Source organism: Nonomuraea sp. NPDC059023 (genome assembly GCF_042740095.1).
In the GTDB taxonomy this organism is placed as follows: Bacteria; Actinomycetota; Actinomycetes; order Streptosporangiales; family Streptosporangiaceae; genus Nonomuraea.
Genome location: NZ_JBHYIO010000045.1, coordinates 64,393 through 87,808 on the forward strand (window position 1 = coordinate 64,393; position 23,416 = coordinate 87,808).

The window sequence follows — 23,416 nt, forward strand, 5'->3', positions numbered from 1 at the left end:
TCTTTTCTTCCCGGGGGAGGGGTTCAGTCAGCGGAGGAGCTCGTGGACGGTGGCGCCCAGGCCGATGGTGTGCGCCGACCTGCGCGTGAGGCCGGCGCGGGCGATGACGGCGTCCAGCTCCGCCGCGGTGCGAAGGCCGGAGCCGTGGCAGACCAGGCCGATCAGGTCGGCCTCGCCGTCGTGCTCGTCGAGGTCGCCGGTGTCGAAGACCTCCTCGATCAGCAGCACCCGTCCGCCGGGGACGAGGTTCTCGGCCGCCCGGCGGAGTGCGTGAGCGGCATCGGCGTCGGGCAGGGTCTTGAAGGCGCGGCTGACGAGCACGGCATCGGCCGCCGGGCTGGGCTCGAAGACGGACTGCTCCAGCACGCTGACCCGCGTGCGTTGCCGCTCGTCGGGAATCGTGGCGGGCAGGTCGCGGCGCAGCCAGTCGGCCTGGGCGGGCAGGGCGCAGATCGTCACGCGCAGGCTCTCGTGGGCTGCGACGTACGCACGGGCGTGGGCGCCGGCGCCACCGGAGTGGATCACCAGGTGCCGGACTCCGGCCAGCAGATCGGACGTGGCGATCGGTTCGGCCAGCGCGGGCTGGAACTTCGCCAGGCGCTCCAGGTGACGGTCCTCGTAGTCCTGCTCGGCTCGTACGTCGGCGAAGGTCTGGCCGGTGACCGAGGCGTAGGCGGGCCGTCCGGTGCGGACCGACTCCGTGAGGCCGTGGATCCCGAGCATCTCGCGACCGACCACCCCGGCGGAGTGGAGCCGGTCGGCGATGAACTCGAGAGTGAGGACGTCACCGACCGGCGTCAGGGCGTAGTGACCTGGTTCTGTCTCGGTCACCACGTCCAGGGTGTGCAGGTAACGCAGCAGCTTGCCCAGAGCGCGCTCGTCGGCGCCGGCCTTGGCGGCCAGCTCGGTCACGCTGGTCACGCCGCGGGAGACCAGATCGGGAACGCCCAGCTCGACGGCGGTGCGGATCGCGATCGGCGCGACGAGCTCGGTCAGGTCGTGGAGCTTCTGGAACGGGGTGACCGTCCTGTCCGGGTCGGGTACCGCCCCGTCGGTCCCCAGGGCGACGACCGCGGAGCGGCGCCAGTAGCCGGCGAAGTCGACGTCCTCCTTGGGCACGCCACGGTCCTCGATCAGATGCCGGCGGATGTCCCGGACGGCCGTGTGCTCGCCGGCCAGCCACGCGAACATCTGGCCCGGCCACCACTCCGCGCCGCGGACGGCCTCGATGAGCGGCGACACGGTCCCGGCCGTCACACCGGGGCGGACCAGCCACGTCACGTCCACTCCTGGCAGCTCGCGCAGTTCCTGGCGGTGGGCGTCCTCGGCGATCTCGATGAACACCTGCGCGCGGGCGTCGGGCGGGAGCTCGTCGAGCAGGCGGCCGATCGCGGGAAGTGCGGTGTCGTCGCCCGCCACGAGCCACCAGTCGGCGCCGGCCGGGAACGCCTTGGACGTGCTCGGGCCGCTGAGGTGGATCCGGTCACCCGGCTGGGCGCGATAGGCCCACGTCGTTCCCGCCCCCACCCCGTGCTTGACGAAGTCCACGTCCAGCTCGCCGGCCTCGGGGTCCCACCGGCGAACCGTGTAGGCCCTCGACAGCGGCCGGGGATTCCTGGGCACGATCAGCCTGGCCTCGCCCTGGACCGGGAGCACCGGATCGCGCTGACCTGGGTACAGGAAGTAGAACCCGAGGTCGTCGTCGAAGCCCGAGGACTCGAAGGCCGGCCGCGCGAAGCCGTCGGCGGTGGTGAACGCGCGCAACTGTTCGCCGCTCAGCGTGACCCGCCGCATCCCCGGGGTGATGTCAGCGGTCCGGACCACCTCGACCTCACGCAGGGTCGGCGGGTGCACGGTGAGCCGGCGCGAGGTCTTGGGCATACGGGGAACCGAACTTTCCGCTCGTTTTCGAGGGCCATCATCGAGAAGGCATGCGCTGGTAAGGTTAGGCATACCTCACCTACAATAGTGTGCGCAGGCTGCCTTATGGTTAGGACGTGGTGGTGTCCTCGTCGTTCGTCGCGGGCGCCGGCGACCCGCCGCCGATTCCGGCCGCGCGGATGGGTTCGGCGGATGCGTCCGTTCGACCGCTGCTGCTCTGGGTTCGCACTGGCGTGGCGCACGTACGCCTCGACGGCGGGCCGGTACTCCACCTCGGGGCCGGCGAAGGCGCCTGGATTCCCGCGGATGGCTGGGCGGAGCGGGAAATCACCACCGAGCCAGGCACTGTCGCCTTCCCGCTGTGGCCTCATGCCGGCGTCGGGGCTCGGGGGTTGTCGGAACTGACGTGGTTCGCCGTTCCCAGGGGCTGGCAGGACTGGTTGATTCAGCTCTTCAACCTGCAGGTCACTCCGTTCAGCGGCCGCGGGTACTCCCCCGAGGCGATCGAGGAGCTCCTCCGGCGTCCTGGCTCGCGTTCGCCGGCGCCCATCAGGGCGAGCTCAGAGGGGTTCACCTCGCCGGCGATGCCGCGGGCCCACGGCGCCAGGGCAGTCGCCGAGGAACTGATTCGCGACCCCGCGCTTGACCTCACGGTCGAGCAATGGGCGTCGCGGGTGCTCTCCAGCGCGCGCACCCTTCGCCGTGACTTTCTCGCCGGCACCGGCCTCACGTTCGAGCAGTGGCGGCTGCTCTGCCGGCTCGGCGCCGCCGTGGAGTTCCTCGCCGCCGGTTACGACGTGGACCAGGTGGCCGCTCGAGTGGGCTTCGCCAGCCGCAACGGCCTCACGCGGGCCTTCAAGGGACGGTTCGGGCTGACCCCCCACGAGTTCGGACGGGAGCTCTCCGCCCGGCCCGGCGCCGGCGGGCTGACGCAACGGGCGGCGGCGGCACGGCAGACCGACGACCTGATCCGGATGACGCGCGAGATGGACACCCCCGCCGCGCCTGAGATGCTGCCCGCGGCCAGCACGCCGTCCCACACCAATGACATCCACGTCCTCAGCTGGATGTACCGAGGCAGCGGGTACCTGGACATCGGCGACCAGCGCTACGAGAGGGAGCGAGGGGTGGCGACCTGGATCCCCGCGGAAACGGAGCATGTCACCGGCCTCCGCGAGAACTCCGTCTCCCTGCCGCTGGGCAACGCGAGTACCGGCGACCTCCAACTGGCAGCGCCTCTGCAGGTGCGGTTCTCGCCCGCGTGGGACGACTACTTGATGTTCTGCTCGATCAGCGCCAGGTCCGGACTGCGTCCCGACGACCACAACCCCCGCCACATCCTCGACCTGTTCGCGGAACAGGTCGCCGCGCAGCGGGCGCTGTCGGTGCCGATGCCCGCCGATCCGCGCGCGCGTGCCGTCGCGATGGAGTGCTTGCGCCGCATAGGCGAGCCTGCCGGGACGTCTGATCTTGACGTCCACGTTGAGATCCAACGTGCCTTCCGCGACGAGACAGGAATGACACTGGGCCGCTGGCGCTATGCCGCCCGCATGCGCATCGCTCGCGACCTGCTCGCCGCAGGCGCCCCGCCCAGCGCCGTCGCGCGCCGGATCGGATACGCCCACCTGCCCACGTTCAGCACCGCCTTCTCCCGCTTCCATGGACTGTCTCCACGCGACTACCAGCAACGCGAGTCCGAGCGAAACCAGTAGCACCGTCGCCGCCCTGTCCGCCGTGACCAGAAGGCCCTCCTGCCTACCTGCCGGCTTCTCGGAACCGGTCCTGCTCATGGTGCCCCTCGGACGCACTTGGGCACATGATCGCGCCCTTCGCGGGCTCGAAGCCGAGACGACCGAGACTGGGGCGATGCCGTGAAGTTCGCCGCCTGTACGGCCGCGCGCATCGGCGAGGTCTCAGGGGTTCAGATGGCCGATACCAGCATCTGGACCTGGACGGGCGGGCCAGAAGGGTGCCCATCATCGCCAAGATGTTCGAACTCGCCCCCGTTGCCGTAACCGCAAAGGCGGAAGGTGTCACACATCCAAACGAGGCCCCGGATTCGAAGAATCGGAGGGCGATGAGAGGGGCGTCGATGCGGGTGTGGCCGTTGGTAGGGCGCGAGGCTGAACTGCAGGAGATCACGTCGGCTTTCGCCGACGGGCGGGCCGCTGGGGTCGTGATCGCCGGTGAGGCGGGGGTGGGCAGGACCCGTCTGGTGCGTGAGGCGCTGTCTGTCCTGTCCTCGGATGGCCATCGGACGGTTTGGGCGGCCGCTACCAATGCCACGAGTTCCATTCCCTTCGGGGCGGCGGCCGTGCTGCTGCCGCCGGACTGGCATTCTCACGGTGATCGGCTGGCGGCGCTGACGATGATCACCTCGCAGGTGCGGGAGTGGGCAGGACAGGCCAGGGTGGTGATCGGAATCGATGACGCCCATCTACTCGACGACGGCTCGGCGGCGGCGCTGTTGCATCTCGCTCACCAGCGGCTGGCCTTCCTGGTGATCAGCGTCCGTAGACGGGAGCGGGTGCGCGACGCGGTCAGTGCCTTATGGGAGGAAGGCCTGGTGCACAGGATCGAGCTGGCCCCATTGCCGGACGACGTGGTCGATGTGCTGCTCGATCGCGTGCTGGCCGGTCCACTGGAGGGGTTCAGCCGCCGCCGGATCCGGCGGGTCGCATCCGGAAACCCGATGCTCTTGCGCGAGCTCCTCCGGGAGGCGAGCGGCCGTGGGACACTCGCGCGAGAACACGGAGTCTGGCGGTTCGCCGGCCGTTTCCGGCCGGACGGCCGTATCCGCGACATCGTGCTCGGCCGGTTGGCGACGGCCGACCCCGACACCCGCCTAGTGCTGGACCTGCTCGCGTGCGGCGAGCCGCTGAGCCTGACCACCGTCGTACGGCTGGCGGGACAGCACGCGATCGAGACGGCCGAGTCGTCCGGGATGGCGGTCATCGAGCACAGCGGCGCCCGAGTTCTGCTGCGCCTGGCGCATCCCCTGTACGGAGAGGTGCTCCAGGACGCGATGCCGGTCAGTCGGTCGATGCGGCTCGGCCGCTGGCTCGCCGAGATCAAGCTGACCCTGCCGATGCGCCGCCACGACGACGCCCTGCGTGTGGCCCTGTTGCAGGCCAGGGCCCAAGAGGTGATCCGGCCCGAGATCGTACGGCTCGGCGCACAGCAGGCCATGGATCGCGGCGATCTGGAGACGGCCGAGCGGCTGGCCCGCATGGTGTGCACCGCGCAGCCCGGCGCCGAGGCCGATGGGTTGCTCGCCGACATCCTGGTTTTTCGCGGCAATTTCCAGGGTGCCCAGCATCTGTCTGCCTCGCGGGGAAGCGACCCGGTCCGCTGGGCGATCACCCGCGCCATGTGCGCGTACTGGGGCGAGGGCGACGCGGTCCAGGCCGACGAGATCCTCGACTCGGCCGCCACTGAGCCGAACGGTGACCTGGCTGTCGGCACACGCGCGTGGCTGCTGCTCTTCGACGCTCGCTGTGCCTCCGCTCTGGCGCTGGCCTGTGGCGTCCTTGCCTCGGACACGGCCAGCCAGCAGGCGGCTGTCTGGGCCGCCGGTGCCGGCGCCGCAGCCGCCGGCTTCCTCGGCCTGGCCGATGAGGCGGAACGACTCGGTCAACGCGGCGTTGCTCTGGCCGACGCCGCCCAGCCTGACCTGCCCTGGGCTCCGGTCCAGGTGGATCTGGGCCGCTGGCTGTCCTTACTGGCCCTCGGCGAAGCCGCACGCGCCTGCCGGCTCGCCGATCACAACTACCAGACCGCGCTCGATGCCCACAAACCCGTGGTGGCGGCCTTCTGGGCAGGCTGCCGCGGCGTGGCCCTGCTCACCCAAGGCCACCCAGGCGAAGCGGGCGAATCTCTGCGCGAAGCGATCACCGCCCTCGACGGCAACGACATCTTCCGCCTCACCCGCTGCTTCCACACCGCGCTGGCCGCCGCCACCGCGCTCGGCGGCGACAGCGCACGGGCCCGCGCCTGGCTGGACCGCGCCGGTAACCTGCCCGGCCCCGCCCACCGCCTGTTCGCCCCCTGGTTTCACCTCTGGGAGGCCTGGACCACGGCCTCGGCAGGAGACACCACCGCCGCTGCGGCCATATGCCGTAAGGCCGCCCACATCGCGAAGGAAACAGATCTTCCCGCCGTCGAAGCCGCCGCACGCTATGACACGACCCGGCTCGGCGGGCGGGGCGAACACTCGCGCCTGGTTCAGCTCGCCGACCAGCTCGCGACGCCGTTGACCATCGCGCTGGCCAGTGCCGCCACGGGCATCCATACCGGGCACGGCGACCCACTCACCGAAGCCGCCGAAGCGTTCGCCGCCCTCGGCCACGACTTGTTGGCCGCCGAAGCGCTGACCGCCGCAGACCGCGCCTACCGTCACAACGGGCAACGCGCCCGCGCTCCCGTAATCTCAGAGCGGGCCGTTCGTCTGCGCGCTCGATGTCCCGACGCCACCACCCCGCTCCTGACCCACGAACCGCTCGCCACAGTGCTCACCCGGAGAGAACGCGAGGTGGCCGTCCTGGCCGCCCAGCACAGCAGCCGTCACATCGCCCAACGACTCGGGCTGTCTGTCACCACCGTCAATAACTATCTGGCCAAGGCATACGCCAAGCTCGGCATCTCCCGGCGTGCCCAACTCGCCGACCTGCTCGACCGGGAACAGCCTCATTGATACGAGCGGGCCTGCATGGTGTAGAGCTCCGCGTAGCGCCCGCCGGTGCGCATCAGCTCGTCGTGCGTCCCGTATTCCGCGACTCGTTGCCCGTCGAGGACCACGATCAGGTCAGCGGAGCCGACAGTGGAGAAACGGTGCGAGACCAGGATCGTGACCAGTCCGCGTGCGGCACCTGCGCGGGCGGCCGTCGCGTACCGATCGAACAGCGCGTGTTCTGTGGATGCGTCGAGAGAGGCCGTGGGCTCGTCGAAGAACACCACAAGCGGTTCCGTGCGCATCATGGCCCTACCGAGAGCGAGCTTCTGCCACTGCCCGGTCGACAGGTCGGCTCCGTCCCAGCGCACGCCGAGTTGCGTCGCGGTTCCGGCTGACAGGTGCGACAGCACATCCCGGCCCCCGGCGCGATCCAGCGCCTCCAGGACAGCCGCCTGGTCGTCGAGCCTGCTCAGGCGGCCGGCTCCGACGCTGTGCTGGACGGTGAACTCCAGCCTGGCGAAGTCCTGAAAAGCCGCGGACAGCCGTTCCCGCCAGGCCACCACGTCGAGTTCTGCCAGATCGGCTCCGTCGATGAGGACACGGCCTGAAGTCGGCTCGTACATCCTGGTCAGCAGCTTGACGAGCGTGGTCTTGCCGGTGCCGTTATCCCCGACTATGGCGATGACGGTCCCAGCCGGAATGGTCAGCGAAACGTCCCGCAACACCCAGTTGTCGCTACCGGGGTAACGAAACGACACCCGGTCAAACACGATGCCGGTGTGCAGCCGAGCCGGTGCCGGCAGACCACCAGGCCGCGGTACGGCCAAGGCCGCGTGGTCGCGCAGCCAGAGAAAACGGCCGGTCGTACGCAGGGTCCTTCCCAGCCCGTGCATCGACTGGATGGGCCAGCTCACGGCGGTCTGCACCTGCTGGCTGAGGTAGATGACGAGGACGACGTCGCCGGGCGGCGACTCTCCGCGCAGCGCACGGACCAGCACGAACCCCACGGCGCCGACGACGCCGAGCACGTACAGCACCTGCTGACCCAGCCCGGTCAACTCGATTCGGCGCTCGGTCAGTTCCAGGACGCGGCGGTGCTCGGTCCAGGCGCGGGAGGCGCGACGCTGGATCTCGCCGGCCAGTCCGAAGACGCGGATCTCCATGCCGGCGTCGCGATCGTGGGCCTTGGCGCGCAGGTGCCGCGCGAGCCGGCCGGCGGTCGCCGACCTGACCTCGGCGCCCCCCCGCCAGCGCTGCTGCAGGCGCGCGATCCAGACCGCCGGCAGCGCCAGCGCGACCAGGCCCAGCGTCAGCGGGTGGACGACGACCAGCAGCAGGAAGACCGTCAGTCCGCCACACACCGCCTTGAACGCCACCGCGAGCGTGGTCATCGAGCTGCCGAGCTGCCCCTGCCCTCGTCGCAGCAGCTCCAGCTTGTCCTGGTAGTCGCCGCGCTCGTGATGCTCCAAGCCGGGCAGGGACGCCGTGATCCGCGCGATCTCGACGTCGAACGCATGCCCCACCTTCTCGCTCAGCGTCATGCGCCACTGGCTGCTCGACAGGTCAAGCTGCCAGCTCAAGCCCGCGCCGAGGACCAGCCCGGCGACTCCGACGATGATCTGTGTCGTATCGCGCGTGAGAACGCCGGTGGTCACCAGCGCCAGCCACAACCCGGCGAGGAGTCCGACGGCGTTGCCCACCGGCTCGGCGGCCACCGCCAGCGTCAGTCGCCTGTCGACCCGCCACGCCGTTCCCACCAGCAGCCTGATCGCCGGCAATGACTCAGTCATGGCCCGCTCCCTCCAGGTTGAACCGACTGGCCTGCAAGGCGAACATCGCCGCGTACCGGCCGTTTGCCGCCATCAACTCCTCATGCGTGCCGTCCTCCACCACGCGGCCGCCGGCCACCACCACGATCCGATCCGCGTGCCGTACCGACGCCAACCGGTGCGACACCAGGATGGTGGTCACATCCTCGGTGAACTCCATGAACCGCTCGAACAGCTCGGTCTCGGCCCGTACGTCCAGGCTGGAGGTGGGCTCATCCAAGATCAACAGCCCTGCGCCGCCGTGGACGGCGGCGAGCGCCCTGGCCAGCGCGACCTTCTGCCACTGGCCGCCGGAAAGGTCCTGGCCACCCGGATAGCGGGCGGAGAGCACGGTCTCCTCCCGGCTCGGCAGCGCTTGCGCCAGTTCGTCCGCGCCCGCGTCCGACAATGCACGGGCCACCACCTCGGCGCCGCCGCCGAGGCTTCCGAACTCCACGTTGGCGCGCAAGGGGAGCTCATATCGAGTGAAGTTCTGGAAGATCACCCCGATGCGGTGTCGTGCGGAGACCGGCTCCTCATCGCCGACGCGAACTCGGCCGACGTCCGGCTCGTACAGTCCGCACAGCAGTTTGATCAGCGTGCTCTTGCCCGCGCCGTTCTCGCCGACGATCGCGAGCGACTGACCGGCGGGTATCCGCAGGTCCAGGCCATCCAGGGTCGGCTTGTCACCTGCCGGGTAGGTGAAGCGGACGCCGGTCAGGCGGACCTCCAGCGGCCCGGGCGGGAGTTGACCCCTCGGACGCGGTGCCGCCGCGGTCCTGCGCGCCAGCCGGAGGGTCTGCCAGGCGACCTGGCGGGCCCTGGCCAGCGGGACCTCCACGCCGAACAGGTAGCCCTGCGCGCTGCTGCCCAGCACCGCCTGCACGAAGACGACTACCTGGGCGACCGAGACGATGCCTGCCGCCGCCTGCCAGCCGAGCATCCCCAGTACGAGCGCATGCGACGCGGTCACCACGCCCGTCGCCGCGAGGATGGTACGCATGCCGAGCTTCCGCCCACGCCAGATCGCTCGCAGGGCGTTCATGTAGGTCTCGGCGTAGGCCTCCACCAGCCAGCCGCCCAGCCCGAACACGCGTATCTCCTTGGCCGCGTGCGGCTCGACCGCCAGCCCGCGCAGGTACCTGGCGCGGCCCATCTGCGCGGCACCGATGGTCGAGCCAAGCGCCATCCCGTGTTCGAACCAGCGGCCGATGCCGTGGCTCAGGGCACGCCAGCCGACGAGCATCACCAGCGGCGCCCACCAGGCGAACGTGAACAGAACGACAAGCGCACCGGCGCCGGTGATTCTCTGGGTGACGAGCGCGCGGAGGTTGCCCACCGTGCCGAGGTGGCCATCAACGCGTTCGAACTCCTCCAGAGCGGCCAGCTCGCCCGCGACGCCGGGATCCTCGAGCACCGCGATCCCCGGCGTATCCAGCGTGGCCTGCGCGACAGTCCGGTGAAGGGTCTCGGCGTACCTGCCGTCGAGCACCTGCGTGTAACAGTCGAGCATCGCGCTCAATCCAGCGCTCGCGAGGGAGGCGGCGCCGAGCAGGACGAGACCGGTGAGCGCTCGGCCCGGTGCCGCCGGTATCGAGTCGATCAGCAGGCCGGACGCGAGGATCGCTGCCACCGGCAACGTCCCCTGGGCAACGGCCAGCACGCCGACGATCGGCAGGTGCCATCGGAGCGCCCGCCACAGCAGAGTCCAGAGTGCCCAACGCTTACGCACCGCCTACCACCGCCGTCGGTCGTGCGCCGGCACACGGCGCCGCCATCTGGTCGACGAGTTCGTGCGCCGCCCGTGCGATCCGCTCGCCGATACCGGTCGAATCGACCTCCTCGCTCGTGGCGTAGACCGCCGTCGGAAGCACAACGCAGCGCAGGCAGACGAACAGCGGCCGCACGACATGTTCCAGGGCGAGGCAGTGCCGCTGCGTGCCGCCGCAGGCGGCGATCAGCACCGGCTTGCCCGCCAGCGTCGCCGTGCCCATCAGATCGACGAACGACTTGAAGGGCCCGCTGTAGGCGCCGTGCACGATCGGCGTGACGGCGATCAAACCGTCAGCGGCGGCGGTCGTCCGCCGTGCCTCGTGCAACGGCGGATCCCACGCTTCACCCACGAGTGCCCGCCCCATCGACGGCACCAGGTCCATCACGGAGATGACGCGTCCTGACGAGATCACCTGGTCGGTCTCGCGCACGGCGTCGAGCAACCTCTTCGCCAGGTCACGGCTGCCCCAGCCGGCATGGATCACCGCTATCCGGCGCACGACATCACGCCCTCGAAATGGGCCACCACAGCCTCTGTCCACCACTGCCAATCCGACGGTGAGTGCCCGGCGGCGGGATCTTCCAGGTAACGAACCTCGGGCAGCCGCCGTACGAGGAGCCTGGACTGCGCGACCGGGCAGCGATCGTCCAGCCTGCCGTGGCCGATGAGCAGCGGCAGGCGGGCGAGCACCGCCACGCGGTCGACAGGACTCCGCCGTCGCATCAGCGACGGGTCGAACCGCATGGCGGCGAGCTGGCGTTCCAGCCAACGTCGCTGGACCCCGTCAGCCGATGCCAGCAACAGGGGCAGATCCGTCACGGGCGCCCACACCGCGATCCGGTCGGCGAGCCGCACGTCCACCAGCAGCGCGAGATAGGCGCCGTAGCTCTGGCCGTACAAGCAGACAGGTCCTGCGGACTCCTCGCGCAGAGAACGCAGCCGGTACTCGATCGCCGCGGCGTCGGCGCCGCCCCAGTCGCCCCTGGACACGGCTTCGAATTCCGCGCCGTACCCTGAGCTGCCCGGATAGTTCATGCCGACGACGCGCCAACCCGCGCCGAGCAGCGCGGCGATCACTGGATCGTAGCCCTGCCTGAGTTGACCACCCGGCCCACCGTGCAGGAACAGCACCGTGCCGCCGTGAGTGCGAGCGTCCGGCTGGAACACCCACTCGGGGATCCGCTGTTTGGTCCAGAAATGCTCCCACGTCGGGCATAGCGGACGCGCCGCAACTTCCTGCCAGTTCCAGGTCACGAACTCGGGCGGCTGCACGGGAGACTCGTGCCGGCCGATCAGATGCAGGCCGTCCCGCGAGAACGTCAGGCCGGTCGTGAGGCCGGGCGGACGGGTTGGCTCGGCGGCCAGGTGGCCGCAGGTGTCCAGGACGCGATAGGCGTGCTGCTCATCCGCCCACCCGACCGCGAGCACGCGCTCACCTGAGGGGGAGATCTCGGCGCAGGAGTAGCCGGCGTGGTCGCGGAACCAGGTCACGGTGCCCACCGTCAGATCGAGCAGCCCGGGAATCGGCCGGCCCGCCTGGTCGCGGCCGGTCAAGCCGATCAGTCCCGCACGACGCTCCGTCGCGTCCAGCGGGCGTGCGCTCCCTGGAAAGTCGATGCCCAGGTCGACGAAGGCCGCCTCCTCATAGCGATACAGCCGAAGGCCGGTCACGAGACTGACGGCGAGAAACCCCTGGGAGGCGTCCCAGGCGGCGATCCGGTTGAAGCCCTCCGCGCCGTCCACCATCAGGTAGGAATCTGCCTTCGGGCGGTGGAGGCCGAGCATCGTCTGCTCGCCATCGGAGATCGCGACGAGGACTTCGAGCTCGCCTGTGCTCCCGATACCGCAGTGGATCGGACGGCCCAGAACCTTGTGGCGCAGCGGCTCGACGGCGCTGTCGCCGACGTTCACGATCTTGAGCTCGCTTCCCTGATCCTGCCGTCGCCAGAGTGCGAGCAGGCTGGGACCGGCCCAGCCGAGCAGCTCCCAGCCGACCGATCGCCCATTCGCGAGCGGCGCGGTAACCTGACCCGATTCACTCAGCGACCAGCAGGCGATCCGCCGGTCAGGTTCCTGGACCGCGATCGCCGTCCTGTCCTGGTTGGCACTCCAGGCGTGAATCTCAGTCATCAGCCTCACGCTCCTCCAGCAACCCCCGCAGCGATTCGAGATCGGCCGCCGTTGCCCTGTGCTCGGCCAATGCCGTCTCCAAGACCTCCATGACCGGTCCCGCTTCTGCGTGGCGGCCGAGGTTTTGGATGATGCTCTCGATGACCTTCGGCCTGCCCGGAGTCATTCGGTGTACGGCTTCCGCATACCATTCGGCGGCCGACCGCACGTCGCCGGCGGACAGGCTGCGGTCGGCGAGCACCCAGCATGATCCGACGACCGCACGCTCGATGTGCCTGCCGGGTCCTTCGGCGCTGTCGTAACTGCGAAGCAGGTCGGCTGTGACGCGCTCCGCCTCGCCGAACTCGCCCGCCTCGACCAGCAGCCGCACCAGACCGGCGCCGGCGTGGGCCAGTCCACCGAGAGAGTCGTCCTCGGCGGCGATTCGCCAGCTCAGCCGGTAACAGTCCAGGGCCTGCTGGGTCTGGCCGGTCTGGCCGTACACCCGGCCCAGATTCGCCAGGACGAGGACCTGCTGTTCGTAAAGGCCCGTCTCCAGCACCCCCGGCTCCGCCAGAGCGTCGAGAGCCGCGAGCTCCGCCTCGATCGAGCCGGCGTGATCACCCAGCCGGAGGTGCGCGAGCGCGGCCCCGTTGTAGGCGGCCGCGTGCCGGGTGGCGTCCAGACCGACGTAGTCGTGTGGGTGGGCCCGATGGCAGGCGTGGACGTAGTCGAAGCACCTGATGCTCGCCGTCCAGTCATCCTCGTGATCGTCCTTGGCCAACCGCTGGCCGAGTGTGTAGGCGAACAGTGATCGGACGTCGGCGTCGACACCCAGGTGCTCGGTCAGGTTGAGGATCGCCGTGGCGGTGGCCGGTGTGATCCGCTTCCGGTTGACCAGGACGGCGGCCAGGAAGCACGTCGCGGCTGTGGCCTTCTCGATCCGCTTCCATCGGTCATGCCGGCCACGGTGAAACAGCTGCCTGCCGTACCTGGCGATGCCACGTGGATGAGCGGCGGCCTCGGCGCAGGCCAGCGGGCTGAGCGCGGCGAGCGCGAGGCAGACGTCGGAGACCAGCGCCGCCGACGCGAGCAGCGGGTCCGCCTGGGTGGCGACGACCATTCTGGCCAGTTCCTCTACGGTGGCCGGCGCGGATGCCTCGAACACGTGCCAGGCTTGGGCCTTCTCGCGCAGCCCTGCGTAGGTGTACAGCCGTCCGCTCGTAGTGTCACGGGTGGAGGTGCACGCCTCGATCACCGACGCGTCCCAGCGCCGGAGCGCCGCCCACCGGTCGAACTCGCGCGCCCATGCGTACCCTCCCGACAGCAGCAGCCCCAGGAGGATCTCCTTGGCCTGCGGTTGCGCCTGCCCGCCCTGGGCCGGCCCGGGATCGTGCCGCAGTACCAGCATCGTGGCGCGGGTGCTCCGCAGGCGCAGCCGGCAGGCCTGCCAGAACGCCAGATCGTCCTGGCTCGGCGCGCCGATGGTCTCCAGCACGAGGCGCTTCTGCGCACTGCCCGGTGCGGCGATCCAGGATTCGATCGCCTGGACCTCCTGGTCGGCGAATGCGGCCCGTTCCCCGGCACAGTCCAGGATGCTCGCGACGGCAGACCGATCTGGCCCGTCACCCTTCGGCGTGGTGAAAGCCCAGGACGGTCGCCAGAACTCGCCGGTGCCCGCCGTCAGGTAGTACCTGATGTCCGCTCGCCGGTTGAGCCCGCTGACCAGCGATCTCAGTTCCGACGACGGGCCGGTCACGATTTCCAGCTCGGGTGACCGATGACTAGGCCGCATCGGCCGGCCGTTCTCTGATGACGCTCACCCGGAGCGTCTGCCTGTCCTGGATGAAGCCGACCGAGCGGTACAGCCTTCGCGCGATCCGGTTGTCCTCCTCGACGTTCAGCCGGCAGTCGGTGTACCCCGCTGACAGAAGCCCTCGCAGGCCCTCGACCAGGAGCGCCCGGCCAAGGCCTGCGCCGCGCCGAGTCGACTCCGTCACGATGTGCCCGACCAGCGGTCTGCCGTGGTATTCCGTGATGGCGATCGCCGCACAGGGGCCTGAGTCATGGACGACCTTGAAGCTCGCTTCCGGGATGAGCGTGCCGCAGAAGCCCGACAAAGCCTCGTGCCAGACCTGACGATCAGCGGCGCGGTGGGACTCGGGGCTCAGGTTCGCAAGAGTATCCGGGGTGTCGGCGGCCGGGTCCAGCGGCTGGAATCGGTATCCACCGGGCAGCGCCTTGCTGTGGAGGAGCAACAGGTCCTCGTCGAGCGCCAGCCACATCGGCACGATCCGCCGCAACAGCTCGGCACCGGCGGCCGTGAGTTCTGCCTCCAGGAACGCCGGATGGACCGCGATGGTCGCCATCGCGCCGTGTACGGCGGTCAGCCGGTCGCAGACGGACAGCAGCCACCCGCTCAGCTCATGATCACGACGTTGCGGCAGGCACTCGGTGACGAACCACGGGGCCGACTCCTGCGGTGTGACCGTACAGGCGAAAACCGTCTTGTCGCTGCGGCGTACCACCGCCCGGTACGCGTCTTCCCAGTAGGGGACCAACTCAACCGATTCTGTGATGCTCATGGGATTTTCCTCTCAATCGAACGAGGCAGCATCAGCGGGCTCTGATCGAGCAGGCCGGCCAGCCGCAGCATGAAGGAGTGGATGCCGGTGTATCCGCGCAGGAAACCGGGCCGCGGCAGGCCATCGCCTTCGTGCGGCCAAACGGCGGCCGTGCCCTGCATGATCTTCAGGGCGTCCAGCTTTCTTCCGATGCGCACCGCACCGGCGCGGAACTCCTCGCCGCCGGTGTATGCGGCGAGATCCAGCAGGTAGTCGCCATCGCCGGCCAGGCCGTGGCAGCGGCAGCAGGTGCCGAACGACCTGCCGTGGGTGATGGTACGGCCGGCCTTCACGGCGGCATCGAGAACTGCCTCGTCGCCGGTGACCGACCACGACGGCAGCAGGAAGGCGCCGACCCCGGCAGCGCCGTTGCACCAGTGCGTCCACAGGGTGGTGGATCCGGGCCAGAGCGGCCAGGTCACGCCATGCCCGCCGTGCGTCGGCTCCGCCGCGGCCGCGAGCGCCCGCCCCGCCACGGCCGCCAGCTCATCGGCCGCCGCGTCCGGCAGCATGAGGCCGGCCGAGTGCAGGAAGTACGCGACACCGGCAGTGCCATGCGCGAAGCCGAAGTAGCCGTAGTCCCCCCGTGGCCAGGCCGGAAGCCCGTCCTGATCCGTCGCGTCGCGCACGAGCTCGTGCGCGATCCGCCTGGCTGCCTCCCGGCAGCCTTCGTCGCCGGTCAGATTCAGTACGGCCAGCTGTGTCAGCCCGATGCCGGGCAGGCCGTGCGTGATGTCGCTGAAGTCCAGCTTCACCGCGGCGAACTCGGCGGCCAGTTCGATGGCCCGGTCTCGCCACAGCGCCGACTGTTGATCGTCGATGGTGGCGATCTCCGCCATCAGCCAGGGCATCGAACCCACGCCCATGTGAAGGCCTACCGGGGTCTGGCCGGGCACGAAGGGAGCCTTGTCATAGGTCCAGGCCAGCAACTCACCCGCGTGGCGGATCCAGACGCTGTCGTGCGACGCGTGCCACAGGTCCAGGTAGAAGCGGACGATGCCGAGCGTCCCGCTGGCGAACGAGGCCGGATGCAGCGCGCCGGGTGCCCACTTCTCCTGCCATGGCCACGGCCCGCGATCCCACTCGGTTCTGCGCACCAGATCCTCGCCGGTGGCCACCGCTTCGGCCAGGATCCGGTCCCGGTCAACGGCGGACGCACCGGCCCCGAGCCTGGAGCGCACCCGTTCGAAGTCCGCTGCGCGAGGTCCGTACTCCGCCAGGACGCCGTCGACATGCGGCGCGTAGCTCTGTGAGGCGCCGAGGTATGGATCGATGCCGGTCAGGATGAAATGGGCGATGCCGGAAAGAGCGAGTTCGAGAGCGTCCTCGGGGGATCTGCCGTCGTCGTTGTCTCGTGCGTAGCCGGGCGTCCAGCCGCCGAATGGCGGCTCGGCCCATTCGGGCAGGATGGAAAGCTCCAGATCGATGAACACACAACGCTCACCGTCGACGAGGATGTTATTCGGGCTGAGGTCGCGCATGGAGACACCGTGCGCGCCAACCTCGGCCACGAGACCCGGTAGTTTCCGCCAGATCGACAGCAACTCGTCTGGGTCCGGATCGCCGTGATAATTGCTGCTCTCCACAACCTTACGCAGAGTGTCGCCGGGAATGAATTCCTCAACCAGGTAGGCGTTGTCCTCTTCGACAAAGAAATCGAGGGGTTCCGGCGCAAGACCGGTGCCTTTCAGCCGCTGCAGGACCTTCCACTCGTTCAGCAATCGGGTGCGCGCGTCGCGGCCGAGCAGATCGACACAGGTGCCGATGCGAGCCTCTTTCACTATGACCTGTTCGCCATTCCACATCGCCCGGTAAACGCCGCCGCGCGCCGACTGCCGAAGACCCGCGACCACGTGGATGTCGCGGCCGAACAGACCGCTGCCGGAACGCGCCGGCGACGGTTCCGCCGGCACCGGCAGATCGGTCATCCAGGGCGGGGCGACCTCTCCCGGCGCCCGCCTGTCGCCACTCTGCCCGCCGTCCGGGTCCACCAGGATCGCGGTCCTGATCTGGTCTGGAGTCCCATAGGTCATCGGTGTCGAGAACCCGCCATAACGCAGGTAGACGTTGCTGCCGCGCCGATACCTGTGATCGCTGGGCACGACAGGACCGTCGTAGAAGTCCGTGACGGCGTGCAGTTCCTCCGCCACCTCGGCGACGGAGCTCTCGTCCTCGAGGTAGACGGTGATGAACTTGCCCACCTGGGTCACCGGGGCCGGCGGTGTGCCCTGCGCGGTCAGCCGGCCGATCGTTTTGATCACCTTCCACCGCAGCCCACGTGGCATGACGACACCGGCGACCAGGCGCATGGTCTGAGTGGCCGTCGCGGGCACCGCACTGACATGCACCTTCCAGCCCTGCCGACGGAACGGGCGATCGACGAGCGGCTCGAAGTTCCACCACCAGTCGGAACCGGTCAGCAGATAGGATCCCGTCCAGTCGGCCGCGAGCCTACGCGCCCCTTCACGCAGCGGATCCGATGTCAGAAGCCGTGCTGTCGTGGGCATCTCCCCTCCATTCAAGGTCAGTTTTGATTGCCCCGGGAGCGGTCCCGGGGCAACGCGTTTTCTAGCTTCCGTCGTCAGAATCCTTAACCGTGACCGAGCACGTGGAGCCCTGACAGGTGGAGGTGCAGACGGAGCACAGCGACACGTCCTCAAGCAGGAGCGGGTCGTCGACGTACCCCATTCGCAGCAGATCGGCAGCCGTGAGAACCTTCGACATTTCTTTTCACCTCCTCTCTGAATATCGGGGCGACGTTATTTTCAGGAGCCCGGATCTTCTGAGTCCGTCAACGTGACCGAACACTTCGAGTACCGACAGGTGTCGGTACAGACGGAGCAGAGCGACACGTCTTCCAGTAGGAGCGGGTCGTCGATGTATCCCATCTGCAGCAGATCGGCGGCAGTCAGAACATTCGGCATCCTCTTTTCACCTCCTCCCGAGCTGTCACGATGCGTGAGACGTTAGCCAGGAAGGAAAGCCGCGAATAGATAAGCCCGATTGATCTGTCGCGTTCGGAGATCTCCACCGTTGATCTGGCGCCAGACGGACGCATACTCACCGTCCACCAGTGGACCGGACGGCGATGGACTGGCCACACGAGGTGACCGGCGCGATCGAGAAGAAGGTCTTCGACCAGGGCGCCACCCTGTTGAATCTGGAAGTGGATCTACTGTTCTTCGACACCACCAGCACGTGCCGTGCCTTCGGCGAGTCCAAGGGCCACCGCTGCGATCCCCGCGTCGGCATCTCGGTGCGGGTGGGGGCTCGCGGGTTCGTCTCGGAGATGAACCGCCGCTACCTGCGCACCGGCAACATCACTACATCATCGGGGAGAAAGCTGCGGTCGGCCTCGGCCGAGGCTAAGGCGGCGTTATCAGGACCGGGCACTACACCGAGGTGGCCGACTATTCGCCCTTCGTGGTGTACGACCTGGACAACGACGGCCGGGCCGAAGTGGCGCTGAAGACGGCCGACGGAACCGTGGATGCTCAGGGCAAGGTGATCGGCGATCCACTCGCGGACCACCGCGACAGCTCGGGATCATCCTGCTCGGGCCCGAATACCTGACCCTCTTCGACAGACGGACCGGGGCGGCGATGGACACCGTGGACCATAACCCGCCGCGCAGCGACGTGGGGAGGTGGGCGAGGAGGCCGCCGATGAAGTGCCTCCTCCAACAACGACACCAAGGCCAACCCGTCGCTGCAGACGGACCTGTTCGGCGACTGGCGGGAACTCTTGACCACTGGGTTCCGGGTTCTGGCCCACCTACGGGCGACTTTCGGCCCCATTTAACGATCTTGGCAGCATTGATCACGATGGCCCCGACGGAGCTCCCGATCCGCACGCTGATGCACGATCCGATCTACCGGCTGGCCATCGCCTGGCAGAACGCCGGCTACAACCAACCGCCGCGCCCGGACTTCTACCCCGGCGATGGCATGAAGACCCGGCCAAGCCGCACATCCGCTCCACCGGAATCGCTGACGAACTCATAGACCCAGCAGGAGACCCGACCCCGTCTCAACCAACGTCACCCTCTTCTGGAGGCTGTTCATGTACTCGCTGGGAAGGAACCGCAGCGGGAGGACGCCCATGCCGACCAGGTTGGAGCGGTGAATGCGCTCGAAGGACTTGGCGAGAAAGGCGTTGACGCCGAGTAGCGCGGGGCCCTTGGCGGCCCGGTCGCGGGAGGAGCCGGCGCCGTAGCCCTCGCCAGCGGGCACCACGGCCGGGGTCGCGGCCCGCTGGTGGGCGAGGGCGGCCTCGTAGAGGGTGGTGATCCTGCCGGCGGCCAGGAAGCCGGGGATGAGGCCGCCCTCGGTGCCGGGGGCCGAGTTGGTTGCACGACCGGACGTTGGCGAAGGCGCCGCGCACCATGACTTCGTGCTTACCGCGTCGGGAGGCGTAGGTATCGAGTTGGTGGCGGGGCGTGCCGGGATCAGATGAGATGGCGTCCGGCGGACTGGACGCCGGGATGGCTCCCGGCGGTGAGATGCGGTTGGTGGTGATGAAGCCGCCCAGCTTGACCAGCGGTCAAGGTGCGCCAGGACGGGGCCGGTGACAGTCCATGGTGCGAAAACTGGTCCCCAGAAGCGGAAGAGGCCGCACCCAATCTCTCGAATACGGCCTCCGACCTGCGACTTCGCAGTCGGGACGACAGGATTTGAACCTGCGACCCCTTGACCCCCAGTCAAGTGCGCTACCAAGCTGCGCTACGTCCCGCCAGGCCCTGCTGGAAGCTCGTTCCGTGCGGCCTTGCGTGGAAAACACTATCACGGGTGACGGACCTCTCTGCGCCATTAACGGCGAGGCCCGGAGGGGTGGGAACAAGGTCATCCGGGCAGCGGTCGAGGGTAAGGGGTCAGTCATGAAACCTTCGGATATTTCCCTGGTTCAGGTTCTCGGTACGCCTGCCGTCTCGCCTGACGGGCGCCATGCGGTGGTCGCGGTCACCCGCCCCGATCTGGAGGCGGACGCCTACCGGGGCGGGCTCTGGGTCGTTCCCACCGACGGGTCCGAGCGGGCTCGGCGGCTCACCCATGGGCCGCTGGACAGTGCGCCGGTCTACTCGCCGGACGGGGTGTGGCTGGCGTTCCTGCGTTCGGGGCCGGGGGCCGAGCCTCAGGTCCATGTGATGCCGGTCGCGGGTGGGGAGTCGTGGCGGGTCACCGTGCAGCCGTCCGGCGCCGCGGAACCGGCCTGGAGCCCGGACTCGTCGCGGCTGGCCTTCATCGCTGAGGTCAAAGAAGCTCGGGGCGCAAATGCGAGGGGCACAAATGCGGGGGGCGCGGACGCTAGGGGCACGGACGCTAGGGGCGCGGATGCGAGGGGCGCGGTGGAGGGAGCAGACGAGGCCAAGCGTGGGCCGCGGCGGATCACGGCTCTGCGCTATCGCTGGGACGGGGCCGGGTTCACGGACGACGGGTACGCGCAGGTCTTCGTGGTCGATCCCTTCGGGGACGCGCCGCCCGTCCAGGTGACGGAGGGCGAGTTCGATCACCGCGGGGTCGCCTGGAGTCCGGGTGGGGACCTGCTGGCCTTCGGCGCGGCCCGCCATCCCGGTCGCGGCGAGGACTTCTTCAGCGACGTGTGGGTGTGCTCGCCGGACGGCACCGGGCTGCGCCGGGTGACCCGGACGGCCCTCTCGGCCGCGCAGCCGAGTTTCGGCCCGGACGGCGGGCTCGTGTTCGTGGGCGCCGATCCGGGTGACGAGGGGCGGCTTCATGACCACCTGGCTGGCCGCGCACCACGGGGAGCGGTTCCGCGCGGCGGTCAGCGAGCGGGCGCTCAACGCGATCGACAGCTTCCACGGCAGCAGCGACATCGGCTGGGCCTTCCCCTTCGACCTGTACGGCGAGCCGTCCACCTGGGCCGCCCAGAGCCCGCTGACCCACGCCGACCGGATCACCATCCCCATGCTGATCATCCACTCCGAACACGACTGGCGGGCGCCGGTGGAGCAGGCGCAGCGCCTGTTCGTGGCGCTGAAGCTGCGCGGCGTTGAAACGGAGATGCTGCTGTTTCCCGATGAAGGCCATGAGATGTCTCGTTCGGGCCGGCCCAGCCGGCGAATTGCCCGATTCGACGCCATCCTTGACTGGTGGCAACGTCACCTCTGACGGAAAAACCAGGGAAAGGGTCGTACATGCGCATCGCCCGATTAATGGCCGCGATCACCCTCGTGGTCCCCGCGCTCTTAGCCCCTTCGGCCCAGGCACGTTCCCCCGCCTGTCCCGGCACCGGCACCGACGCCGCCGTCGACAGCCCGGTCGAGATCGACGCCGCGTCGGCGTGCCCGGCCGTCCACCCCCGCCTCACCATCGCCTACGCCCCGGTCGTCGACGGCATCGTCACCCTTCAGGACAGGGAGCCGCTGGGCGGCGCCCCGAGTGAACACGACGACATCCGCTTCCTCCCCAACGGCTCCGCCTCCCACGTGGTCTTCGGCGGCAGGACCTACACCCTGCTGAACGTGCACTACCACGGCCCGGCCGAGCACAGGTTCGCCGGGCAGGGCTTCGCGCCCCTGGAAGCCCATCTGGTCCACGAGCTCGCCGGGCCCGCCCAGGGCTACCTCGTCCTGTCGGTGCTGGTGAACGCCCGGCGCGACGGCTGGTCGCAGCACGACGTCCTCCTGCGCGAGCCGCCTTCCACGGTCGGCGCCACCAGGCGGGTCCACGGCGTGAACCCCACGGCACTGCTGCCGTCCCCCGGCAGGCGTGCCTTCTACCGCTACACCGGCTCGCTCACCACGCCGGAGTACGACAAGCCGGTCACCTGGATCGTCTTCCGGCAGCCCGGCTCCGCCACCCCGCGCCACATCGCCGGCGTCCGCGAGCTGTGGGACGAGCACGGCAACAGGCGTCCCCTGCAGGACAACCCCATCCCGCCGAACATCTACCGGCACTGACCGCCCCGGCCCCCGTGTCTAGGAAGAGGCGCGGGGGCCGGTCAGCCACTCCAGCAGCGGTCGCACGTCGCGCCAGGCGTCGCGGACCGCGCCGAGCGTCCCGCCGCCGGTCGTCCTCGACTTGGGCAGGCGTTTCTCGGCCCCCAGCGACTTGTAGCGCAGCAGGTCGATACGCGGATGGTCGGCGGAGTAGCCGCGTGGCCGTGTCTTGACCCGCTCCCCCACGAGCGAGAAGCCCTTCTTCTCCAGGCGCTCGACGATCGTGCGGAGTTTCTCGCCGGCTTCGCCGTCCACGGCCTCGCGGTAGCGGCGGGTGTCGTCGGTGTCGAAGGCGTGGAAGCCACCGCCGACGTGGATGCCGTCGGCGCCGAGCATCAGGTAGTAGCCGGTGTGGCCCTCGGCGGCCACGGTGACGCCCTGGCTGGTCTTGTAGGGCGACTTGTCGGTGCTGAAGCGGGTGTCGCGCTGGGGCCTGAACAGCTTGGCGGGGCCGAACTCGTCCTCCAGCCCTTCCAGCATCTCCTCCAGCGGCTCGCGTACGGCCCGCTCGTAGACGTCCTTGTGGGCGTGCCAGAACTCCTTGGTGTTGTCGGCTTCCAGTTGCTTGTAGAAGTCGAAGGCCTTGGCGGTCAGGGGCACGGTGGGTTTCCTCCGTTTCAGAGCAGTCCGGCGAACCGTTCGACGACCTCGGCAGCCTGGGCGGCGTTGAGGCGGGGGTCGCAGGCGGTGCGGTAGCGCGGCAGGCGCGGTGCCCGCGCGCACGGCGCGGGCGTGGCGATGCACTCGGTGACGTCGTCGGGCGTCATCTCCAGGTGCAGGCCGGCCGGGTGGCGGTGGCGGGCGCGCAGGACGCTGACGAATGCCGTGACCTCCTCCAGGATCGCCTCCATGGGCCGGGTCTTGGGCCCGGTGCCCATGCGGACCGTGTTGCCGTGCATCGGGTCGCACAGCCACACGACCGGCATACCCCGCCTGCCGACTTCACCCACGATCTCCGGCAGGAGGGTACGGACCCGGGTGCTGCCCAGGCGGACGATGAACAGCAGCCTGCCGGGCAGGGCGTCGGGGTTGAGCAGGCGGCTGAGCCGGGCGGCCTGGGCCGGGGTCGTGGCGGGGCCGAGCTTGACGCCGACGGTGTTGCGGACGGACCGGGCGAAGGCGACGTGCGGGCCGTCGGGCTGGCGGGTGCGCTCGCCGATCCACACCGAGTGGGCGGAGGCGGCGTAGCCGTCGCGTACGAGCGGGCGCTCGTAGTCGAGCAGCAGCGCCTCGTGGGAGACGTAGGCCCGTTCGAGCGGCGGGCGGCCGGGCCAGGATTCGCGCACCACGCGTAGGACCGCGCGGGCGCAGCGGTGGGCGCGCAGCAGGCGTTCCGGGTCGGGGCGGCGGGCGCCGGGGTCGCCGGCGGGGCTGTTGACGGCGTCGCCCCGGTAGGAGGGGACGAGGGTGCCGTCGGCGGTGATCTCGTGGGCGGCGGAGCGGGGTTTGCCGTACTGGCCGGCCAGGCGGCCAAGCGGGAGCGTGGGCGCGCCGGTGCTCGCGGTGATCGTGGCGGCCAGGCCGTACAGCTGGGCGAGTTTCGCGCGCACGTCGGACGGGCCGGACTCGCGGAAGCGCTCGGCGCAGTCG

17 protein-coding genes, 1 tRNA gene and 2 pseudogenes are annotated in these 23,416 nt (G+C 69.5%); 8 read left to right on the forward strand and 12 right to left on the reverse strand.

Annotated features, from left to right (window positions below; genetic code table 11):
• Positions 1-27 precede the first annotated feature (27 nt).
• Complete coding sequence (locus ACFWYW_RS49425) at positions 28-1,881, reverse strand: SIP domain-containing protein (protein ID WP_379617533.1); 1,854 nt, start codon at positions 1,879-1,881, stop codon at positions 28-30.
• 116 nt (positions 1,882-1,997) lie between these two features.
• Here ACFWYW_RS49425 and ACFWYW_RS49430 point away from each other — a divergent pair, with 116 nt between their 5' ends.
• Together ACFWYW_RS49430 and ACFWYW_RS49435 are read left to right on the forward strand one after the other, a co-directional pair.
• Complete coding sequence (locus ACFWYW_RS49430) at positions 1,998-3,593, forward strand: helix-turn-helix domain-containing protein (protein ID WP_379617535.1); 1,596 nt, start codon at positions 1,998-2,000, stop codon at positions 3,591-3,593.
• 275 nt (positions 3,594-3,868) lie between these two features.
• Entirely contained in the window at positions 3,869-6,574 is a 2,706-nt protein-coding gene (locus ACFWYW_RS49435) for an AAA family ATPase (RefSeq protein ID WP_379641317.1), read from the forward strand.
• Here ACFWYW_RS49435 and ACFWYW_RS49440 read toward each other — a convergent pair.
• From ACFWYW_RS49440 to ACFWYW_RS49470, 7 genes are read right to left on the reverse strand one after another with little or no spacing between them, the layout of a single operon-like run.
• A complete protein-coding gene (locus ACFWYW_RS49440) occupies positions 6,568-8,343 on the reverse strand; it encodes an ABC transporter ATP-binding protein (RefSeq protein WP_379641318.1) in 1,776 nt (591 codons plus the stop codon). The two genes, ACFWYW_RS49435 and ACFWYW_RS49440, sit on opposite strands and share 7 nt — an antisense overlap.
• Positions 8,336-10,093 carry an ABC transporter ATP-binding protein gene (locus ACFWYW_RS49445; RefSeq protein ID WP_379627294.1) on the reverse strand — a complete coding sequence of 586 codons (1,758 nt, stop codon included), beginning with the start codon at positions 10,091-10,093 and terminating at the stop codon, positions 8,336-8,338. Before ACFWYW_RS49445 ends, ACFWYW_RS49440 begins: the two co-directional genes overlap by 8 nt.
• Complete coding sequence (locus tag ACFWYW_RS49450) at positions 10,086-10,634, reverse strand: NAD(P)H-dependent oxidoreductase (RefSeq protein WP_379627292.1); 549 nt, start codon at positions 10,632-10,634, stop codon at positions 10,086-10,088. Before ACFWYW_RS49450 ends, ACFWYW_RS49445 begins: the two co-directional genes overlap by 8 nt.
• Positions 10,622-12,265 carry an alpha/beta hydrolase family protein gene (locus ACFWYW_RS49455; RefSeq protein ID WP_379627289.1) on the reverse strand — a complete coding sequence of 548 codons (1,644 nt, stop codon included), beginning with the start codon at positions 12,263-12,265 and terminating at the stop codon, positions 10,622-10,624. The genes ACFWYW_RS49450 and ACFWYW_RS49455 overlap by 13 nt, the downstream gene beginning before the upstream one ends.
• Positions 12,258-14,003 carry a hypothetical protein gene (locus ACFWYW_RS49460; protein WP_379627287.1) on the reverse strand — a complete coding sequence of 582 codons (1,746 nt, stop codon included), beginning with the start codon at positions 14,001-14,003 and terminating at the stop codon, positions 12,258-12,260. Before ACFWYW_RS49460 ends, ACFWYW_RS49455 begins: the two co-directional genes overlap by 8 nt.
• Before the next feature lie 25 nt (positions 14,004-14,028).
• The gene (locus ACFWYW_RS49465; RefSeq protein ID WP_379627285.1) at positions 14,029-14,829 is read right to left on the reverse strand and encodes a GNAT family N-acetyltransferase; all 801 of its coding nucleotides are present in this window, start codon (positions 14,827-14,829) and stop codon (positions 14,029-14,031) included.
• On the reverse strand, positions 14,826-17,375 hold the full coding sequence (locus ACFWYW_RS49470; RefSeq protein ID WP_379627283.1) for a lanthionine synthetase LanC family protein: 2,550 nt from the start codon (positions 17,373-17,375) through the stop codon (positions 14,826-14,828). Before ACFWYW_RS49470 ends, ACFWYW_RS49465 begins: the two co-directional genes overlap by 4 nt.
• Positions 17,376-17,941: 566 nt before the next feature.
• Here ACFWYW_RS49470 and ACFWYW_RS49475 point away from each other — a divergent pair.
• From ACFWYW_RS49475 to ACFWYW_RS49490, 4 genes and pseudogenes are all read left to right on the forward strand, one after another.
• Complete coding sequence (locus ACFWYW_RS49475; protein ID WP_379627281.1) at positions 17,942-18,337, forward strand: hypothetical protein; 396 nt, start codon at positions 17,942-17,944, stop codon at positions 18,335-18,337.
• Positions 18,328-18,461 (forward strand): annotated as a pseudogene (locus ACFWYW_RS49480) (hypothetical protein); the annotation flags it as partial. The gene ACFWYW_RS49475 and the pseudogene ACFWYW_RS49480, both read left to right, overlap by 10 nt.
• 88 nt (positions 18,462-18,549) lie before the next feature.
• Positions 18,550-18,669: pseudogene (locus ACFWYW_RS49485) on the forward strand (hypothetical protein); the annotation flags it as partial.
• 23 nt (positions 18,670-18,692) lie between these two features.
• Positions 18,693-18,872, forward strand: a complete 180-nt coding sequence (locus ACFWYW_RS49490; RefSeq protein ID WP_379627304.1) for a hypothetical protein — start codon at positions 18,693-18,695, stop codon at positions 18,870-18,872.
• Here the strand turns inward: ACFWYW_RS49490 and ACFWYW_RS49495 are convergent.
• The gene (locus ACFWYW_RS49495) at positions 18,867-19,571 is read right to left on the reverse strand and encodes a hypothetical protein (RefSeq protein WP_379627302.1); all 705 of its coding nucleotides are present in this window, start codon (positions 19,569-19,571) and stop codon (positions 18,867-18,869) included. The genes ACFWYW_RS49490 and ACFWYW_RS49495 overlap by 6 nt on opposite strands.
• Positions 19,526-19,599 (reverse strand) — tRNA-Pro (locus ACFWYW_RS49500). Before ACFWYW_RS49500 ends, ACFWYW_RS49495 begins: the two co-directional genes overlap by 46 nt.
• Positions 19,600-20,600: 1,001 nt before the next feature.
• Between ACFWYW_RS49500 and ACFWYW_RS49505 the strand changes: the two genes are divergently transcribed.
• On the forward strand, positions 20,601-20,996 hold the full coding sequence (locus tag ACFWYW_RS49505) for an alpha/beta hydrolase family protein (protein WP_379627280.1): 396 nt from the start codon (positions 20,601-20,603) through the stop codon (positions 20,994-20,996).
• Between the two features lie 26 nt (positions 20,997-21,022).
• Positions 21,023-21,787: a carbonic anhydrase family protein gene (locus ACFWYW_RS49510; RefSeq protein WP_379627278.1), complete on the forward strand. Its 765-nt coding sequence runs from the start codon at positions 21,023-21,025 to the stop codon at positions 21,785-21,787.
• 18 nt (positions 21,788-21,805) lie between these two features.
• Here the strand turns inward: ACFWYW_RS49510 and ACFWYW_RS49515 are convergent, their stop codons facing one another.
• Both ACFWYW_RS49515 and ACFWYW_RS49520 read right to left on the reverse strand, forming a co-directional pair.
• Entirely contained in the window at positions 21,806-22,426 is a 621-nt protein-coding gene (locus tag ACFWYW_RS49515) for a DUF2461 domain-containing protein (protein WP_379627276.1), read from the reverse strand.
• Between the two features lie 17 nt (positions 22,427-22,443).
• The coding region (locus ACFWYW_RS49520) for a 3-deoxy-7-phosphoheptulonate synthase (RefSeq protein WP_379641319.1) at positions 22,444-23,416 on the reverse strand (973 nt) is incomplete at its 5' end.

Coding starts and splice junctions, on each gene's coding strand:
- ACFWYW_RS49425 (WP_379617533.1), bottom strand. CDS start 1,881: ATGCCCAAGACCTCGCGCCGGCTCACCGTGCACCCGCCGACCCTGCGT.
- ACFWYW_RS49435 (WP_379641317.1), top strand. CDS start 3,869: ATGTTCGAACTCGCCCCCGTTGCCGTAACCGCAAAGGCGGAAGGTGTC.
- ACFWYW_RS49440 (WP_379641318.1), bottom strand. CDS start 8,343: ATGACTGAGTCATTGCCGGCGATCAGGCTGCTGGTGGGAACGGCGTGG.
- ACFWYW_RS49455 (WP_379627289.1), bottom strand. CDS start 12,265: ATGACTGAGATTCACGCCTGGAGTGCCAACCAGGACAGGACGGCGATC.
- ACFWYW_RS49465 (WP_379627285.1), bottom strand. CDS start 14,829: ATGAGCATCACAGAATCGGTTGAGTTGGTCCCCTACTGGGAAGACGCG.
- ACFWYW_RS49470 (WP_379627283.1), bottom strand. CDS start 17,375: ATGCCCACGACAGCACGGCTTCTGACATCGGATCCGCTGCGTGAAGGG.
- ACFWYW_RS49490 (WP_379627304.1), top strand. CDS start 18,693: ATGGCCCCGACGGAGCTCCCGATCCGCACGCTGATGCACGATCCGATC.
- ACFWYW_RS49505 (WP_379627280.1), top strand. CDS start 20,601: ATGACCACCTGGCTGGCCGCGCACCACGGGGAGCGGTTCCGCGCGGCG.
- ACFWYW_RS49510 (WP_379627278.1), top strand. CDS start 21,023: ATGCGCATCGCCCGATTAATGGCCGCGATCACCCTCGTGGTCCCCGCG.